The sequence below is a fragment of the Eggerthella timonensis genome, from assembly GCF_900184265.1.
Classification (GTDB): domain Bacteria; phylum Actinomycetota; class Coriobacteriia; order Coriobacteriales; family Eggerthellaceae; genus Eggerthella; species Eggerthella timonensis.
In genome coordinates this window covers 1,196,676-1,213,243 of the sequence record NZ_FXXA01000002.1, presented here as the reverse complement: position 1 = coordinate 1,213,243, position 16,568 = coordinate 1,196,676, and the positions used below count along the sequence as shown (strand labels likewise).

General features: G+C 66.6%; 13 protein-coding genes. 5 read left to right on the top strand and 8 right to left on the bottom strand.

Going from position 1 to position 16,568, the window contains the following annotated elements:
- Positions 1–3: 3 nt before the first annotated feature.
- The 8 genes from C1A15_RS05000 to C1A15_RS04970 form a co-directional block, all read right to left on the bottom strand.
- Positions 4–948 carry a 4Fe-4S binding protein gene (locus C1A15_RS05000; RefSeq protein ID WP_101721537.1) on the bottom strand — a complete coding sequence of 315 codons (945 nt, stop codon included), beginning with the start codon at positions 946–948 and terminating at the stop codon, positions 4–6.
- A 5-nt stretch (positions 949–953) separates the two neighbouring features.
- Positions 954–1,595 carry a 4Fe-4S dicluster domain-containing protein gene (locus C1A15_RS04995; protein ID WP_101721536.1) on the bottom strand — a complete coding sequence of 214 codons (642 nt, stop codon included), beginning with the start codon at positions 1,593–1,595 and terminating at the stop codon, positions 954–956.
- On the bottom strand, positions 1,595–2,320 hold the full coding sequence (locus C1A15_RS04990; protein ID WP_101721535.1) for a TorD/DmsD family molecular chaperone: 726 nt from the start codon (positions 2,318–2,320) through the stop codon (positions 1,595–1,597). Before C1A15_RS04990 ends, C1A15_RS04995 begins: the two co-directional genes overlap by 1 nt.
- 14 nt (positions 2,321–2,334) lie before the next feature.
- Positions 2,335–3,144 (bottom strand): hypothetical protein, encoded by an 810-nt coding sequence (locus C1A15_RS04985; RefSeq protein WP_101721534.1) that lies wholly within the window; start codon positions 3,142–3,144, stop codon positions 2,335–2,337.
- Positions 3,145–3,217: 73 nt separating this feature from the next.
- Positions 3,218–5,095, bottom strand: coding sequence for a DEAD/DEAH box helicase (locus tag C1A15_RS04980; protein WP_101721533.1), 1,878 nt, complete (start codon positions 5,093–5,095; stop codon positions 3,218–3,220).
- A gap of 111 nt (positions 5,096–5,206) precedes the next feature.
- The gene (locus tag C1A15_RS17330; protein WP_281254112.1) at positions 5,207–5,332 is read right to left on the bottom strand and encodes a hypothetical protein; all 126 of its coding nucleotides are present in this window, start codon (positions 5,330–5,332) and stop codon (positions 5,207–5,209) included.
- Complete coding sequence (locus tag C1A15_RS04975) at positions 5,329–5,772, bottom strand: LysR family transcriptional regulator (protein ID WP_245864920.1); 444 nt, start codon at positions 5,770–5,772, stop codon at positions 5,329–5,331. Before C1A15_RS04975 ends, C1A15_RS17330 begins: the two co-directional genes overlap by 4 nt.
- A gap of 4 nt (positions 5,773–5,776) precedes the next feature.
- Positions 5,777–7,246, bottom strand: a complete 1,470-nt coding sequence (locus C1A15_RS04970; RefSeq protein ID WP_101721532.1) for a response regulator transcription factor — start codon at positions 7,244–7,246, stop codon at positions 5,777–5,779.
- 400 nt (positions 7,247–7,646) lie between these two features.
- On the opposite strand from C1A15_RS04970, the gene C1A15_RS04965 reads away from it, so the two are divergent.
- The 5 genes from C1A15_RS04965 to C1A15_RS04945 all read left to right on the top strand — a co-directional run bounded on the left by C1A15_RS04965 (position 7,647) and on the right by C1A15_RS04945 (position 16,270).
- Positions 7,647–10,700, top strand: coding sequence for a molybdopterin-containing oxidoreductase family protein (locus tag C1A15_RS04965; protein ID WP_101721531.1), 3,054 nt, complete (start codon positions 7,647–7,649; stop codon positions 10,698–10,700).
- Positions 10,701–10,703: 3 nt separating this feature from the next.
- Positions 10,704–11,336: a 4Fe-4S dicluster domain-containing protein gene (locus C1A15_RS04960; RefSeq protein WP_101721530.1), complete on the top strand. Its 633-nt coding sequence runs from the start codon at positions 10,704–10,706 to the stop codon at positions 11,334–11,336.
- Positions 11,336–12,205, top strand: coding sequence for a dimethyl sulfoxide reductase anchor subunit family protein (locus C1A15_RS04955; protein WP_101721529.1), 870 nt, complete (start codon positions 11,336–11,338; stop codon positions 12,203–12,205). The genes C1A15_RS04960 and C1A15_RS04955 overlap by 1 nt, the downstream gene beginning before the upstream one ends.
- Positions 12,206–13,201: 996 nt before the next feature.
- Positions 13,202–14,743, top strand: coding sequence for an FAD-dependent oxidoreductase (locus C1A15_RS04950; RefSeq protein ID WP_101721528.1), 1,542 nt, complete (start codon positions 13,202–13,204; stop codon positions 14,741–14,743).
- Between the two features lie 123 nt (positions 14,744–14,866).
- Positions 14,867–16,270, top strand: a complete 1,404-nt coding sequence (locus C1A15_RS04945; RefSeq protein WP_146001810.1) for a helix-turn-helix transcriptional regulator — start codon at positions 14,867–14,869, stop codon at positions 16,268–16,270.
- Positions 16,271–16,568 lie beyond the last annotated feature (298 nt).

Genomic DNA, 16,568 nt, shown 5'->3' with positions numbered 1-16,568 from the left:
GGCCTACCCCCTTTCCGGAATCTCGTCGACAGGCAGCTCCGTCACCTGCGCCTGCTTCTTCGGCAGCAGCGGGAACGTGATGGCGTGCTCGGGGCACACGTCGGCGCAAGCGCGGCACTTGCTGCAGTCGTTGAGCGTCGTCTCGCCCGCCGCGATGTCGTGCAGGTTGATGCCCTCGGGGCACGCCTGCTCGCACAGGTTGCAGGCCTTGCCGCGGCCCTCGCGCAGGCACTTCCCGGCGTCCACCTGGGGGCGGAACGTCCGGTTCAGCCCGCTGAACAGCGAAAGCAGCGCGCCCAGGGGGCAGAAGCGCTGGCACCACTTCGGCAGCAGCAGGATCTCCAGCGCGATGATGAGCGGGAAGGCGACGACGGTCCACGTGGTGTCGCCGAACGCGAACAGGCGCATGACCAGCAGCACCGTGGCGAACGTGAGGCCGATCGGGCAGATGAGGCAGAACACCGGGAAGCCGAAGACGAGCGTGGATCCCAGCGCCGCCGCGAGGATGCCGTGGCGGCTGTCGATTTTGATGCCCTTGGCCTTGCCGCAAGGAGAAGCGCAGGCGGAGCAGGGGGTACGGGGAGCGGGAGCGGGGTGCGATGCGTCCGTCTCGTCACCTGCGGAATGAGACGTTAACCCCGTCCCTTTGTCTCCTTTCTTCTTTCCCCGCGACATGAAGTGCACGGGGCATGCCCAGGCGCAGAACACCTTGCCCAGCGCGATGCACACCACGAGCACGACCGCCACGCTGATCACGGCCATCGGGATGGCCGTGCGCTCGGCGATCATGGCCAGCAGCGCGCCCAGGGGGCACAGCAGCGTGATGGACTCGAAGCCGATGCCGCAGAAGTTGCCGATGCCGCCGGCCGTGAAGTATCCCACGGCCACCACGGCGAGCACCGCCAGCATGATCAGGAACCGCAGTCGATAGGTTTTGAGCTTCTTCATCCCGCTCACGCCTCCACTTCTTCGGTCGGACGAATGACGATGGCGCGATCGGTGGCGCCGGCCGTGATGGAACCGGCCGACAGCGAGATGCACGCCAGCTCGCAAGCGCCGCAGCCGTTGCACGCGTTTACATCCACCACGGGCACGTTGTCGGCGCCCAGCTCGAGCGCCTCGTAGTTGCACACGTCCACGCACTCGTGGCAGCCCATGCCCTTCGCGGCCAGGCACCAATCGCGGTTGAGCTCCGCCTTGCCGATGATCGCCGTGGACGGGTCGGGGCACACGAGCGCATGCGTCGGGCACGCCGCGACGCACCTCGGCCCACCCGGCTCGTTTTCGCAGAAATCGCACCATCCGCTCTTGAAGTCCATGCGCGGCGTGCGCGCGTTCAAGATGCCGTCCTCAAGATGAGCAGGCGCAATGGCATGCTTCGGGCACACCTCGCGACACTTCTCGCAATGTAGGCAGCCGCGCACGAGCTGCTCCTCGTCCTGCCCTCCCGGCGGGCGCAGCAGCGTCTGGCTCGGAAGGTACTTCACGCCGCCCAGGCCGATGACGGCACAAGCGCCCACGGCGCCCAGGGCGAACGTGCGGCGCGACACGCGGGGGCTCGCAGCGCGCTTGGGCTCGACGTCGTGCTCGCCCATCACGCAACCTCGACTTCCGCCTCGGCTTCGCACGCATCCGCTTCCGCGACTTCGTTTTCGGACAGCACGGCGTCCAGGAATTCCCGGTCGTTGCGCAAAAAGCCGTCGGTCAGCTTGCCTAGCCCCTTGTAGAAGTCGGTCTGGGGGAACTTCCGCAGGTCGGCCGCCATCATGGGGTACCATGCCAGCAGGTGGTCCTCCAGGAAGTTGCGCTGCGACAGCAGCAGCTTCAGGCACTCGTCCTCGTCGCCGGCCTCGTACGCGGCGATGGCGCGCTCGCACAGGATCTGCTCGAACTCCAGCTCCAGCGCGATGTGGTCCTCGCCCTCCTTCCAGCTTTCCTGCTTGTCCAGGCCGAAGGCGCGGTACAACACGAGCACCTCGTCGCGCGCGTCCTGCATCATGAGACGCTTCGGGCTCGTGTACACCGACTCGTACGGATACGCGGCCGAGAAGCCGTCGTTGCCCGACCCGATGAACGCGCGCACGTAGTCCACCGCCAGCTCGGTGAGCACGCATCCGTCGGCCTGGCTCAGGTAGCCGCAGATCAGCCGATAGCCCTCGTCCACCAGCTCGTTGCCGGTGTTCGTCGGGAAGCGCATGGACAGAAGCGTGTCGTAGAGCTCCTGATCGACCTCCACGCGGAACAGGCGCGAGAGGAATTGGTAGGTTGCCCTGCGGCCGCGCAGCACGTCGGCGAAGTCGATTTCCTGATCATGGGACATGAGTAGCTCCTTCTCTAGCGTTCGGTCGAAGAGGTTGCGGCGAACACGCCGGACGCGAGCACGCTGCGGCCCAGATCGGTGATGGTCCAGGCGTCGCGCCATTCGATGGCGCCCGTCTCTTCCAGCTTGCCGCGGAAGAACCCGCAGAAGCGGCGCGGTTCTTGGCACAGCGGATCGCCGTCCACCGCCTGATCGAGTTCCTTGGTGGGGCAGCCGCCCTCGCGCGCGCACAGCTCCAGCACGCGTTGGAAGATGGGCAGGTAGCGCTCGTCCTCCGTGACCTTCTCGACCACGCGGTTCTCGTTGACGTGCGCAGCGACGGCGTCGAGTCCGGCACGGGTGGCCCGGTAGCGGCACGGCGCCGCAGGCGTCACCGAGATGAAGTCGCCCTCGTCCTCGGCGGGCACGGCGGCGTCGGCGGCGGCATCGTCGACGCTGTCGGCGCCCTCGGTGCCCTCGTCCGCGATGCGCTCGAGGGCGCCGTCGCGCTCGAGCAGCTGCACCACCTGCGCCGAGCCGTACACGCTCGTGGTGGCGGGATACGCCGCGTCCAGGTCGATCACGATTTCGTCCATCGTCTTCGGCTCGACGCAGAACGCCACGGCGTGCAGCAGGCGGAACTGCTGGCCGGGAATGCCCGCCAGCAGCTTCTCGATGCGCTCGGCCGGCGACAGCGGCACCACCGGAGGCACCACGCTCTTGTCGGCGTCGGGGATGGGCGGCAGGTAGTCCGCCTCGGCGTCGTCCCGCTCGCCGTCGTCCAAACTCAAGTCGGCCAGGGGGTCGAAATCGTCATCGATCACAAAAACATCGACATCGCTCATATCTCTCAGTCCTTTCAAAACACCGGGGGTTGGGAATCGCGAGGGTCCGGCGGCCGGCAAGCCGCCGGAGCCTCTACATGGTCGTGGATGCGTAGAGCACCTTGGTTGGCAGCTCGCGCGGCACATCGGGCGCCAGGGACAGCGCTTCCTCGTCGAGGGACGCGAACTCGGACGGCGCCACGCTCGCCAGGCGCTCGCCATCGCGCATGAACACGCGCGTGGTCTGCACCTTGGTAAACGCGGTGTTCTCCAGGCGGTCGCGCATGAAGCGCGTGCACACCGTGCGCTCGCCGGCCGTGGCCAGCACGTCGAGGAACAGCGCGCGCTCGCGCTCGAGGGCCACGCGGCGGTGGTCGATGGTGAACTTGTCGTCCACCGCATCGTTCGCGGGAAGGAAGCCGTTCACGAGGCCGGTGACGAACGCGATGCGCACATGGCGCCCATGGCAGCGCGCGTACGCGACGACGTGCACGGCGTCGCGCGCAACGTCCTCGACCGGCGCGCGGAACGCTTCGCGCGCCAGGCGTTCGATGTCGGCATGCGCGGCATCGTCGCCCAGCAGTTCCACCAGGCGCGGGGACAACGGCATCCCGTGCGCGTCGAACAGCTCCACGGCGGCTTCGCGCGTCAAACCGCCCGCGCACGCCCGCTGCAGCTCGTCCAGCTCGTCGAGCGGGCCGTCGAACTTGCCGAAGATCGTCGAGGCGCGGTCGGCGTCCCGCTGTGTACGCAGCTGCGCCACGGCCTCCGACGCGGCGATGTCGCGCTCGCGCGCATACGCCATCAGCTCCAAGAACGCGTCCGAGCGCAGCAGCCAGTCGCCGAATCCCAACCATGAACGCAGCGACGTGAAGTCGTGCGGGTCGAGGTACAGGCGCAAGAACGCGGCCAGCTTGAGGTCGGCGAAGCGGCCCTCAGTGCGGGGGTCGCCCTTGATCTTCCCGCCGCCGAAGCCGCGCTCGACCGCGACGCCGCGCGCCTCGAGGGCGGCGGACACGCGCGCGCCCCAAGCGGCGTTCGGCACCGCCACCAGCACATCGCGCGGGGCGACACCGTCGTTCAGGCACGCCTCCACCGATGCGGCCACGAACGCGCACTCGGCCTCGGGATCGTCGAGCGCGCGGCTCTCGCGCACCGCCTCCGGCCGTTCGGCCGCCAGCGTCACCAGGCAACCGGCCTCGTCAGCCAAGGCGCGGAACCCCTCGAAGCACGGGTACGGCTCCTCGGCGCTCGGCGCGGCCAGCGTGCGCCCGGCGGCCACGAGCCCGCTCACGGCCAGATGGCGCACGAGACGCTGCGACGCCTTGCTGAGCGAGCCGTAGTCGTCGACCACGAGCGTCAGCGGCTCGGGCTCGATGCCGGCGGCCACCAGGCCGCGATAGGCCAGCGACGACACCTCGCACGGCAGCAGCGCGCGCCGCACCTCGAGGTTCTCGGTCAGGATGGCGTGCACGGTCTGCTCTTCGGCGGTGATCAACCAGCGCTCGTCCTCGTCGGCGCACTCGCTCATGCTCTTGTAGAAGAACTTGAGCATCTCGCGCAAGCGGCCGGGCTTGAGCCCGCTCACCTTCACGTCCTCCATGAGCACGGCCAGCTCGTTGTCGTCGAGCACGCGCGCGGCGCGGCCCACGGCGTCCTGCACCCGCGCATCGCCCATGACAGCCAGGCCCAGCTCGCGCATCGACACCACGTCGGCCTCGCCCAGCAGCGGGTCGTCGCCCACGAGCGCCCGGTAGCGCCCGGCCGCCACCGCGTCGGCGCACACGATGCGCACGGGCGAGCCCGTCGCGGCAACGCTGCGCGCGCACGCCAGCAGCGCCGGCGCGACGTCGTCGGACGCGTCGTGCTCCAAGCACGCGCAAACGCTGGCAGCTTCGCCCGCTTCCTTATGCAGTTCTTCAAGAAGATTGTTCGCCGCGTCTTCGACGGACGCAGCAGTATAAGCACTCATATTCGGTCTCCATCCACGTTCTTCGGATGAAGCCCTTTGCTCGAAGCCCCCCAGCTTCATAGCGCTCTCACTCATATGCAGTATGCCCAACCGGCGCGGTCGCGTCTACCATCATTCCGAAACGGAATGGATGAAATCGAGCGCCTCCTGCTTGTCGCCCACGCCCAGCTTGCGGTACACGCCGCCCAGCACGTCGGCCACCTCGTCGCGCGAAAGCCCCAGCTCGCCCTCGATCACGTCGAAGCCGCGCTCCTCCACGTACAGGATGAGCGCGCCCAGCTCGCGCCGGTCGAGCCCGCAGCGCTCGGCCGCGAGCCGGCACTTGCAGCGCCTCCGCCCGCCCGCGCGCTGTCCGCAGCCTCGACGCCCGTCGCGCCCGCGGCCCCCGCATCCGCACCAGCGCCCGGCGCCTGCCCGTCGCGCGCCGCATGCACGAGCGCGACCGTGGCGCGCAGCAGCTGCTCCATCTGCCGCGCCTGGGCGTACAGCACGCCGCCCGCCTCGGTCAGGCTCACGCCGCTGCGGTCGCGCACGAACAGGTCCGCCCCGAACTCGCGCTCGAGCAAGGCGACGTGTTTGCTCAACGTCGACTGCGTGAGATGCAGCGTGCGCGCAGCCGCCGTGAAGCTGCCGCATTCGGCAACCTTCGCGAACTCGCGCAGATACGTCGTCTCCATCGCCTCAGACCGCCTCGTCCGGCGAGTCGATTGTCTCGTGGGCTAGATCGATAAGCTCTTGGCGGTTGTCCACGCCCGTCTTCTGGTAGATGTGCCGGATATGGGTGCTCACCGTGCCGGCCGAGATGAACAGCGTCTCTTGGATGCGCGAGATGGTGCGTCCTTCCAGCAGCAGCGGCAGCACGTCGGTCTCGCGCGGCGACAGGGCGAAGCGCTCCGAGATGAGCGCGCACGGATCCACGGGATCGGCCGGCTCCTCGTCGCGCTCTTCGGGCACCGTGCCCATCAGGCTGACCTCACCGATGCCGATTTTGACGAGATCCGTCTCCGTGAACAGGAACAGGTGCGCGATGAACAAGAGCGACACCGCCACCAGCGTGACCAGGGTGAGGTCGAACATGCTCACGCCCGTGGCCTCCAGCGAGTGGGCGAACAGCGAGCCTGCGGTCTCGCCGCCGTACAGCGCCACGAACCCCAGGCCGATGGTGCGCGCCGGGCTCACGCGAAAGCTCGACGCCACGTCGATGCACACCACGCACAGCACCAGCACGAAGCAGTGGTAGCCGCCGAAGATGAGCGCGCTCGAGTACGTGTTGTTGTCGGACATGAAGGGCGTGGACAGGCAGCCCAGGCACAGCATGAGCATGGACACGCGGTACGAGAAGAAGATGCTGTCGCGATGCAGGAACACGGCGATCAGGCAAATCACCAGCACGCCGATGAAGCCGCCCAGGAACAAATACGCGCCGAAGATGTCCTGCACCTCGTAGGTTTTGAAGCCCGACACCACGTCGAAGAACCCCATGAGCATGCCGATGAGCACGGCGCCCAGAAGCGCCTTCGCGAACAGGGCGATCGTTTGACGGGAGAGCGGCTGCTCGGGCCCGCGCGGCAGCTGGGGCGTGGTGCCCGCACAGCGCCTGAGCAGCAGCGCCGAGAGCACGGGCATGACCACGATGAGCGCGATCACGGGCACCGTCGGCCCCACGATCAGCAGAAACCCCACGACGATGGCAGCGCACAGCGACGCCGCAAGCTCCACGAGCGCCAAGCGTCCGCCCAGCCCCGATTCCAACTCGATCCAGCACAGGAACAGCACGGCCGATCCCGTTCCGGTCATGACGGCGCTCAAGCCCAGCACGAGCATGCCGACGGGCGTGGTGGGGTCGGAGAACGGCGTGAGCACGCTGCCCACGCTCATCATGATGGCGGATCCCAGCACGATGGAACGGTTGGCGCTCACCCGCTCGCGCCGCACGATGACGGCGACGAACAGCATGGTGACCACCATGGCCACGAGCGATATGAGCAAGCTGGTGTACAGCGAGCCGCGCACGTCCGACGAGAACCCGTACGGCACGATGCTGTAGAACATCATGAGCATCCACAGCCACTGCAGGGCGGCGCCCGCAATGCGCCTAAGCGAAAGGCTCGTTCCTAACGCGGTATCCCATGCACTCCGAAGCTTTTCCATGCCTGCCCCACCCCCTGAGCCCGTGCGAAACACTGCTCGCGTCGACCCCTCTGTCGACGCGTTCGATTATACGGAAAAGATGAGCGTCCCTCTTTGAGGAAATTATCCTAGTTTCGAGACAATTTACGGGAGACGATTACCGTATTGCCTGATCAACTACCCATCGTTTTATTCATGATCACAAAATCATAAGAATTTATGATGCGGCAAACCCCTGCTTCGCAACCTTTGCACGATGCTCGGCAGGCCCTCGCATCCGTATGGTCGGCCTATGCGACACGGGGACTTTGCACCGCATGCGGCATCCGGCTTCACGCGGCAGCCCCCCGCCCCGTTCCGCATGACCGAAGGACGAGCACGACAAGCAAGACGAGAACGAGGAGAAAGAAGGAGGAGGAGTATGGGTAACCTGACCATGTCACGACGCACGTTCGTCAAGACCGCCGCCATCACCGGTGCGGCAGCCGCGGCGTTCGGCGCTTCGACGCACACCGCGCTGGCCGAAGAGACGTACAGCAGCGTGTCCGGCAACGACACCGTGGCCGTGAAGACGTGCTGCCGCGGATGCGGCAAGATGGAGTGCGGCGTCAAGGTCATCGTCCAGAACGGACGTGCCATACGCGTCGAGGGCGACGAGGGAGCGTTCCAGTCCATGGGCAACTGCTGCACCAAGTCGCAGTCGTCCATCCAGGCGGCGTACCACCCCGACCGTCTGCACTACCCCATGAAGCGCACGAACCCGAAGGGCGAGGAGCCCGGCTGGCAGCGCATCTCGTGGGACGAGGCCATGCAGTCCATCGTGGACAACTTCATGGACATCAAGGCGAAGCACGGCGGCGAGGCCATCGCCTGCCAGGTGGGCACCTCGCGCATCTGGTGCATGCATTCCGAGTCCATCCTGAAGAACATGCTGGAGACGCCGAACAACGTGGAAGCCTGGCAGATCTGCAAGGGCCCGCGCCACTTCGCCACCACCATGGTGTCGCAGTTCGCCATGTCGTGGATGGAAACCATCACGCGCCCGAAAGTGTACGTGCAGTGGGGCGGCGCGTCCGAGCTGTCCAACTACGATGACTCCTGCCGCACCACGGTGGACGTGGCGTCGCGCGCCGACGTGCACATCAGCGTCGATCCCCGCATGGCCAACATGGGCAAGGAAGCCGACTTCTGGCAGCACCTGCGCCCCGGCACCGACGGCGCCCTGGCCCTGGCCTGGACGAACGTCATCATCGAAAAGAAGCTCTACGACGATTTGTACGTGAAGAAGTGGACGAACGCCCCGTTCCTCGTGTGCGAGGACATGGAGCCCTCCGGCTTCCCCACCGTGCGCACCGACGGTTCGTACTGGGACGTGAAGACGCGCCTGCTCAAGGAAAGCGACATCAAAGAGGACGGCAGCCCCTACAAGTTCCTCGTGTACGACAACAACTGGGAGAAGCTGAAGGCCGAGGGCGTCGAGCACGAGTACGGCGCGTTCACCTGGTTCAACGCTGACCAGGAAGGCGTCATCGACGAAACCGGCGGCTTCTGGGAAGGCGAGAACTACGACTCCGAGAAGGCGCGCGAAGGCCGCGAGGCCTCGCAGGACAACCTGCTGCCGGGCCAGACGCAGGGCTGGATCCCCGATCCCATGCCGTTCGATCCCGCCATCGACCCCGCGCTCGAAGGCGAGTTCGAGATCACGCTCAAGGACGGCAAGACCGTGAAGGTCAAGCCCGTGTGGGAGTACTACAAGGCTCGCGCCGCCGAGTACAAGCCCGAAGTCGCCGCGGAGATCACCGGCATCCCCGCCTCCGAGATCGAGGCGGCCGCCACGGCGTACGGCACGCGCATCGACCCGTCCACCGGCTACGGCAACGGCGGCATACAGTACATGCTGGCCGTCGAGCACTTCTGCAGCGCCATCCAGAACTGCCGCGCCTTCGACAACCTCGTGGGCATCACCGGCAACATGGACACCCCGGGCGGCAACCGCGGCCCGACAATCGTGCCCATCGACGGCGACCTACAGGGCTTCAGCGCCTGGGCGCCGGGCGCCTCCACCCCGCCGGCGGAGGTCAACCAGAAGCAGATCGGCATCGACAAGTTCCCGCTGATCGGCTGGTGGCAGTACTGGTGCGACAGCCACTCGCTGTGGGACGCCGTCATCACGGGCGATCCCTACCCGGTGCGCGCCCTGTGGAACGAGTCCGGCAACTTCATGAGCCAGACGAACACCACCCGAGCCTGGGAAGCGCTGCTGTCGCTCGACTTCTACGTGGACCTCAACCTGTGGCACACGCCGCAAAACGACACGGCCGACATCATCCTGCCGGTCGCCCACTGGATCGAGCTCAACTCGCCCCGCGCGTCGCAGGGTTCCGCCGGCGCCATGGGCGCCACGGTCAAGTGCGTGCAGCCGCCCGCGGAGGCCAAGTACGATCCCGAGATCGTCATGGACCTCGCCAAGCGCATGAACTGGCAGTGGACCAACGAGCCCGGCAACGAGTGGCCCGACATCAACTGGCAGCTGGACGACTCCATCAAGCTGCTCACCGATGACGAGCTGACCTACACCACGTGGCACGTCGAGAACGGCAAGCCCACGTTCGAGCGTCACGGCGTTCCGATGGCCGAGGTCACGCCCAAGTACAAGACCTGGGACGAGTACGTCAAGGCCTTCCAGGAGCACGGCTGGTGGCAGGCGAAGGACATCGAGCCGCGCAACTGGGGCACGTACCGTCGCTACCAGACCGGCGCGATGCGCGCACGCGACCGCGTGTGGGCCCGCCTCGACTACACGGCCGGCAAGGGCATCGGCGACTGGAAGCCGGGTTGGTTCACCCCGACGATGAAGCAGGAGATCTGGTCCACCGTCATGGAATCGCACCATCCCGACCATCCCGAGTGGTTCGTTCCCAGCTACACCGAGCCGCCTCACGGCCCGAAGGACGGCGACCGCATCAAGGAGTACCCGCTGACCGCGACCACCGGCCGCCGCATCCCGGTGTACTTCCACTCCGAGCATCGCCAGCTTCCCTGGTGCCGCGAGCTGTGGCCCGTGCCGCGCGTGGAGATCAACCCGAAGACGGCCGCCGAGTACGGCATCGAGCAGGGCGACTGGGTGTGGATCGAAACCGAGTGGGGCAAGATCCGCGAGGTGGCCGACCTGTACTACGGCGTGAAGGAAGACGTTATCAACCTCGAGCACACGTGGTGGTACCCCGAGGTGAAAGACGCCGGTCACGGCTGGCAGTACTCCCAGGTCAACCAGCTTATCGACCACGGTGCCCAGGACCCGCACTCCGGCACGTCCAACCTGCGCGCCTACCAGGTGAAGATCTACAAGGCCACGCCCGAGAACTCGCCGTACAACAACCCCGTGCCGTGCGACTCGACCGGCACCCCCATCATCCATACCTCCGACGACCCCCGTCTGAAGGAATGGTTGCCGAACTACGAAGGGAGGGAGTAAACCATGACGAAGGCTATCATCACCGACCTCAACCGGTGCGTGGGCTGCCTCGCGTGCTCGGTCGCCTGCAAGGCGGTCAACAACGTGCCCATCGGCAGCTACTGGAACAAGGTCGTGCGCGTGGGGCCGAACCCCATCCCGGGCGGATCGGGACAGTACCCCGACGTGTACATGTACTTCCTGCCCATCAGCTGCCAGCACTGCGAGAACCCCGAGTGCGTGAAGGTGTGCCCGACCGAGGCGTCGCACGTCGCCGAGGATGGCTCCATCCAGATCGACAAGGAGAAGTGCATCGGCTGCCAGTTCTGCGTCATGGCCTGCCCCTACGGCGTCCGCTACCTCAACGAGGAGGAGAAGGTCGTCGAGAAGTGCACGCTGTGCGAGCAGAAGCTGGCCCAGGGCGAGCTGCCCCAGTGCGTCAGCCAGTGCGGCGGCAACGCCCGCTACATCGGCGACACCGAGGCCGGCTACGAGTCGTTCGAGGGTTCCGAAGACCCGTTGGGCAACCGTCGCAAGATGCTCGACTTCCTCGAGCCCTTCACCGACGCCGACGTGCACAGGCTGCCCGACGTGGGCAACAAGCCCTCGTACTCCTACATCCTACGCGACCATCACTGGGAAGGAGGTGATGAGTAATGGAAACTCAGTGGCCTCTCGTTATCTTCACGCTGTTCGTATGCTTGACCTGCGGCACGCTGGGCGGCATGTCCATCCTGGCGCTCAAGGGCGAAGGTAAGAACCTGCAGATGACTGCGCTCATCACGTCCGCCGTCTCGCTCGTGGTGGGCGGCATCGGAGCCTTCCTGCACCTCGAGCATTGGGAGCGCATCTTCAACGGCTTCGGGCACATCACGTCCGGCATCACCCAGGAACTCATCGGGTGCGTGGCGCTTGCCATCGTCATCGTCGTGTGGTTCGTGATGCTGCGCGGCGAGAAGCCGGTTCCCAAGGCGCTCGCTTGGGTGACCATCGTGGTGGCCGTGCTCATGGTGGCCGCGACCGCGCACTCCTACTTCATGCCGGCCCGTCCGGCGTGGGGCCTGGCGCTCGTGGCGTTCTACCTGGGCAACGCCTGCCTGCTGGGCGCTGTGGCCATCTGGCTGATCTCCATCCTGAAGAAGGACGAGACCGCCGAGGCGACGGGCATCCAGCTCACGTTCATCGCCGCCCTCGTGCAGCTCGTGGCCGACGTGGTGTTCGTCATCGCCTGCGCCCTGTCGAGCTTCGCCCAGTACGGCCACTATGCCGACCCGACGTCCATGACCACGGCTCCGACGCACATCGACAGCCTGCTGGGCATCATGGTCACCGGCGCGGGCGCCCCGATGTTCTGGGGTTCCATCATCTGCGTCATCGTCGCGGCGGCCTGCGCCCTCGTGGCCAAGAAGAAGGTGGGCGCCTCCAAGACGCTCATGGTCGTCGCCGCCATCGTGGCGCTGGCCACCTCCGTGATGTTCCGCGTGCTGATCTACCAGCTGGGCTACCCCGTGGTCCTGCTGTACTAAGCGCGTAGCGTTCCACGATCCCGCGTTCCGGGGAGGAGCTGCAAACCTCCCCGGAACGCGGGATCGTGGAACGCTACGCGCTTAGTACAGCAGGACCACGGGGTAGCCCAGCTGGTAGATCNGGCGCTGGCCACCTCCGTGATGTTCCGCGTGCTGATCTACCAGCTGGGCTACCCCGTGGTCCTGCTGTACTAAGCGCGTAGCGTTCCACGATCCCGCGTTCCGGGGAGGAGCTGCAAACCTCCCCGGAACCGATCGAGGCAAGCGGGGCGATCCCCTTCCCTCCAGCCCTGCTTGCCTCGATCGCCCGCCGCAACCCCTCCCCTCATGCGGCGCAGCAGATCGACCCCCGGCCCGGCCGTCCGCCCCTCCCCCAGATTGCGGACCGCCGGGCATCCTTGCGTCTTGAATGCCGACGGCGATGCACGCGCGGGCACCTTCGGCGCATGTGCACGATAATCGCTGAAATGCTGCATGATCGCGCTTCGATTCGTAACCCTCAACCGCGCTTCCCGCAGCCGCCCGCCTCCGGGAAGCTTCACGTGAAACAACGACCCCCTGTTTGGCGCATAGCCGCAAGAACGTTCCGCCCGAGGGCATGCGGGTATCCTGGTACACGGGGGGGGTTTCGGCAGGAATTTCCCCTATTGGCAACCCCGCTGCCCGCCCGGCACCTGCAGCCGAGGTCACGACCTGGCCTTTCCCTCCGACCCTCCCGGAACGGAGGGCTTCTGGAAACGTCCCATCGGCCAATAGGGGAAATTCCTGCCAACCTTGGCCTTCCCGCTGAGATTTCGCGCCGAATAGAGAGTAGGCACCTCCGTTCGCACTACGCGCTCCGTGCTCCTCATCCCGAGCCCGCGCTTCCGCCTCGAGTAGCCCACCAGCGGAAACCCTCATTTCGCGAAAAAGGGGTGATGCGCATCGCCGGGCGCTTGCGTACGCTCGAACCGTCGTCGACGACAAACACGACACATCAGCGGGAAGGGGACTATCATGGGGAAACATGAACAGCAGAACGGCGTTTCGCGTCGAAGCTTTCTGAAGGCGTCGGGAGCCACGGCGGCCGTCGCCGCCGGCGCGCTTTTGTGGGGCTGCGCGCCCAGCAGCGCGCAGGAAGGCGCCTCCACCGAGTCGGGCATCCCGACGTCGTGGGACGAGGAAGCCGACGTGGTGGTGGTCGGAGGAGGAGGTGCCGGCATGTCGGCCGCGCTCATGGCCGCCGAAGCGGGAGCCTCCGTCATCGTGCTGGAGAAAGGTCCCACCACCGGAGGATCGACCGCCTTGTGCGGCCAGGCCATCATGGGCGTAGGCACGTCCGTCCAGAAAGCCGCCGGTATCAAGGACTCAGTCGAGGAGGCCATGAAGTACTTCTCGGCCATCGGCGACGGGCGCGACGACCTCGTGCGCTTCGTGGTGGAGAACAGCGCCGACGCGGTGGAGTGGCTGATCGGATTGGGGATGCAGGTGCCCGCCGAGATCGGCAACCCGGGCCTTGTGTTCGGCGGCCAGGAGAAAGAGCGCGCCGACCTGACCGCGCCCGTCATGCGCACGCACTACGCCGTCAAGCCCGATCCGGGCCTGTGGCCCGTGCTGCAGAAGGCGGCCGACGCCCAGGAGGGCATCGTCGTGCGCACGGGCACGCCGGTGGCGAAGCTCGTGCAGCATCCCGACACCGGCGAGGTGCTGGGCGTGCTGGCGGGCGACGGGAGGCAGAAAGCCGTCAAAGCCCGCAAGGGCGTGGTGCTGGCGGCGGGCGGGTTCGCGCGCAACGCCGACATGATGCACGCGCTCATCTCGCGCTACGACGTGCAGACCACCGCGAACGAATGCGACACCGGCGACGGCATGAACCTCGGCCTGTCCGCCGGCAGCGGCGTGGGATACTTCGGCATGCTGTCGAACGTTCAGTTCTCCAAGCCCGTCATGCCGTGCGCCTTCATCGTATTGGGACCCGACACCATGGAGGGCAAGCCTCCTTTCATCTCGGTGAACGTACAGGGCGAGCGCTGGACCAACGAGCGTAAGTTCTACTCCTACATTTGCGACGATCTGCTGAAGCAACCCGAAGGGCGCGCCTTCGTGCTGACGTGCGGCGACGCGGGCAAGGCAGGACTTGGACGCGCTGCCGAGCAGGCGTTTGCAGGCGATACCATCGCCGAGCTGGCTGCCGCCATGGGCGTGGGCGCGGATGCGTTGAGCGCCACGGTCGAGCAGTGGAACGCCTCGTGCGCCCAGGGCGCCGACGCGCAGTTCGGGCGTCCGAGCGAGCTTTACCCGCTCGAGAACGGTCCCTTCTACGCCGCGGAGGTGAAGCCCGGCTGCGCCTGTTCGTTCGGGGGCGTGACCGTCGACACCGAAATGCGGGCGATGCGGGCCGCGGGCGACGAAGCCATCCCGCGCCTGTACGCGGCCGGCACGAACAGCATGGCGCTGGGACGCTTCTACCCCACATGCGGATCGGCAGTGGCCACGGCCATCACCACGGGACGGCGCGCCGGCACGAACGCTGCGGCCGAAACGCCCTGGGAGGAGTAGCCCCAGCACGCACCCGGCATCGAGCATAAAGCAAAACGCGCGCGGAACCGCAGCTGAGTCGCGGCGCGTTTTGCTATGCTGGGCTCACCCCTCCGAACACCCGCATCGGACCCGAAGGAACGCATGAAACGCGCGCGCATCCATACCCTGCTCCTGCTTATGGGCGGCTTCATCGCCCATAAGCTCAGCATCCTGTTGGCATGGAACGGCGACGCCCTCGCCGAGCTCCCCTGGGACAACCTGCAGCCCAACTGCTTCGTCGCGCTGTTCTGCACCTGGGGCGTCGTCACGGGCGTCGTACTGCTGGGCACCTTGGCGCTGTTTGCGCACAGGGGGCTGGGATGGCCGAGCGCCTCGCGGTTGCTGGCGCCCGCGTTCGCTCTGGCGTTGGGCGGGGCGCTCGCATTCCTCTCGCTCGTGTTCTCCGGCTCGTCGATGCTGCCGGTCATGCTCGCTGCCGGCATCATGTCGGCGGGATACGCCCTGCTGCACTTCGTGTGGGCCGTGCTGGCGCTGCGCTCCAGTCTGCTGACCGTCCTCGCCGCCCTCACCGTGGGGCAGCTGGTCACCTCGCTCTCGTTCCTGGCCATCAAACAGGCCGGGACAGAGGTGCAGGCCAGCTTTCTCATCGCCTCGTGCGCCGTCCTCTTCGTCACCGTGCACGCCTTGGCCGCGCGCGAGAGCAGCTCCGACGACCGATTGCCCCTCGTATCGTCCGAGAAGGCGCGCTCGCTGCGCGACCCGCTCATCATCGGCATCGCCGCGTCCGCGCTGGGCGTGGGCATCCTGTGGGGCTCGTCGCCGTCGCTGCGCGATTACACGCTGTGGGTGTTCGGCGCCGTGGCGGTATGCGCCACGTTCTTCGCGGTGTCGCTCGCCCGCAAGCGCGAGGCGAACCCCGAGGCGCTCATCCGCCTCGTGTTCGCCATGCTGGGCATCGCTATCCTGCTGAACGCCGTCGTCCCCGACTGGCACGCCGTGTTCATGGGCGCGGTGTGGGTAGGCTACTCCATGCTGTCGCTGTGCGTGTTCTTGCTGGGCAGGAACGGCGAGGGCGCAAGCGACCGCCCCGACGGTACGCAGCTGGTCGTCGCCCTGGCCCTCTTCGACGTCTGCATCGCGCTCGGCCTGGCTACCGGACGCGCCATGAGCGTTGCCGCGCCCTCGATCGAAACGCCTACCACGGTGGCGGTTGCGCTGCTGCTGGCGTTCATCTTCCTGTTCGGCACCCGCACGCGCGCCCGCGCGAACCGCGCGGAGGAACGGCCCGCCGACATCGAGGACATCAACGAGGTTATCCGCGTCCAGTGCCGGACGTTCGGCGCGCGCCATGACCTCACCGAGGCCGAATGCGACACGCTGTTCTACGTGGTGAAAGGGCTTACCATCAAGCGTATCGCCGGGGAGCGCTTCGTGTCGCTCAACACCATCAAATCCCAGATGACGAGCATCTACCGCAAGGTGGGCGTGCACTCGAAGCAAGATCTGCTGGCGATGCTCGAGCGCGAGCATCCCCGCACCTCGTAGCGTCACGCCGCACCTCCGCCTCAAGCATGCGCCCAGAGGCGGTGGCGCTCGGTGAGCGCTCCGCATCGGATGTTTCACATAAAACATTTGTTTGCGATGTGCGGGCCGACGCATGACGCGCTGAGCGAGCGCGCGCGGCGCGTCCAACCTCCTGCATGAGGCGTGCGATGCCTCGTTTCCCCCTGCCGCACGAGGCATCGCACAGCGGAAAAACCCGAAGCCTTGCGGGGACTCTTCCCGACCCCTCATGCGGGTAAAACGATTATATTCCCTGGTGAATAGTCATTTTTGTGCAGCC

Bases quoted from the DNA above. Each gene is read 5' to 3' on its own strand.
- C1A15_RS04980 (WP_101721533.1), bottom strand. From the start codon at position 5,095: ATGAGTGCTTATACTGCTGCGTCCGTCGAAGACGCGGCGAACAATCTT.
- C1A15_RS04945 (WP_146001810.1), top strand. From the start codon at position 14,867: ATGAAACGCGCGCGCATCCATACCCTGCTCCTGCTTATGGGCGGCTTC.
- C1A15_RS04975 (WP_245864920.1), bottom strand. From the start codon at position 5,772: ATGGAGACGACGTATCTGCGCGAGTTCGCGAAGGTTGCCGAATGCGGC.
- C1A15_RS04970 (WP_101721532.1), bottom strand. From the start codon at position 7,246: ATGGAAAAGCTTCGGAGTGCATGGGATACCGCGTTAGGAACGAGCCTT.
- C1A15_RS04950 (WP_101721528.1), top strand. From the start codon at position 13,202: ATGGGGAAACATGAACAGCAGAACGGCGTTTCGCGTCGAAGCTTTCTG.
- C1A15_RS04955 (WP_101721529.1), top strand. From the start codon at position 11,336: ATGGAAACTCAGTGGCCTCTCGTTATCTTCACGCTGTTCGTATGCTTG.
- C1A15_RS04995 (WP_101721536.1), bottom strand. From the start codon at position 1,595: ATGGGCGAGCACGACGTCGAGCCCAAGCGCGCTGCGAGCCCCCGCGTG.
- C1A15_RS05000 (WP_101721537.1), bottom strand. From the start codon at position 948: ATGAAGAAGCTCAAAACCTATCGACTGCGGTTCCTGATCATGCTGGCG.
- C1A15_RS04985 (WP_101721534.1), bottom strand. From the start codon at position 3,144: ATGAGCGATGTCGATGTTTTTGTGATCGATGACGATTTCGACCCCCTG.
- C1A15_RS04990 (WP_101721535.1), bottom strand. From the start codon at position 2,320: ATGTCCCATGATCAGGAAATCGACTTCGCCGACGTGCTGCGCGGCCGC.
- C1A15_RS04965 (WP_101721531.1), top strand. From the start codon at position 7,647: ATGGGTAACCTGACCATGTCACGACGCACGTTCGTCAAGACCGCCGCC.
- C1A15_RS04960 (WP_101721530.1), top strand. From the start codon at position 10,704: ATGACGAAGGCTATCATCACCGACCTCAACCGGTGCGTGGGCTGCCTC.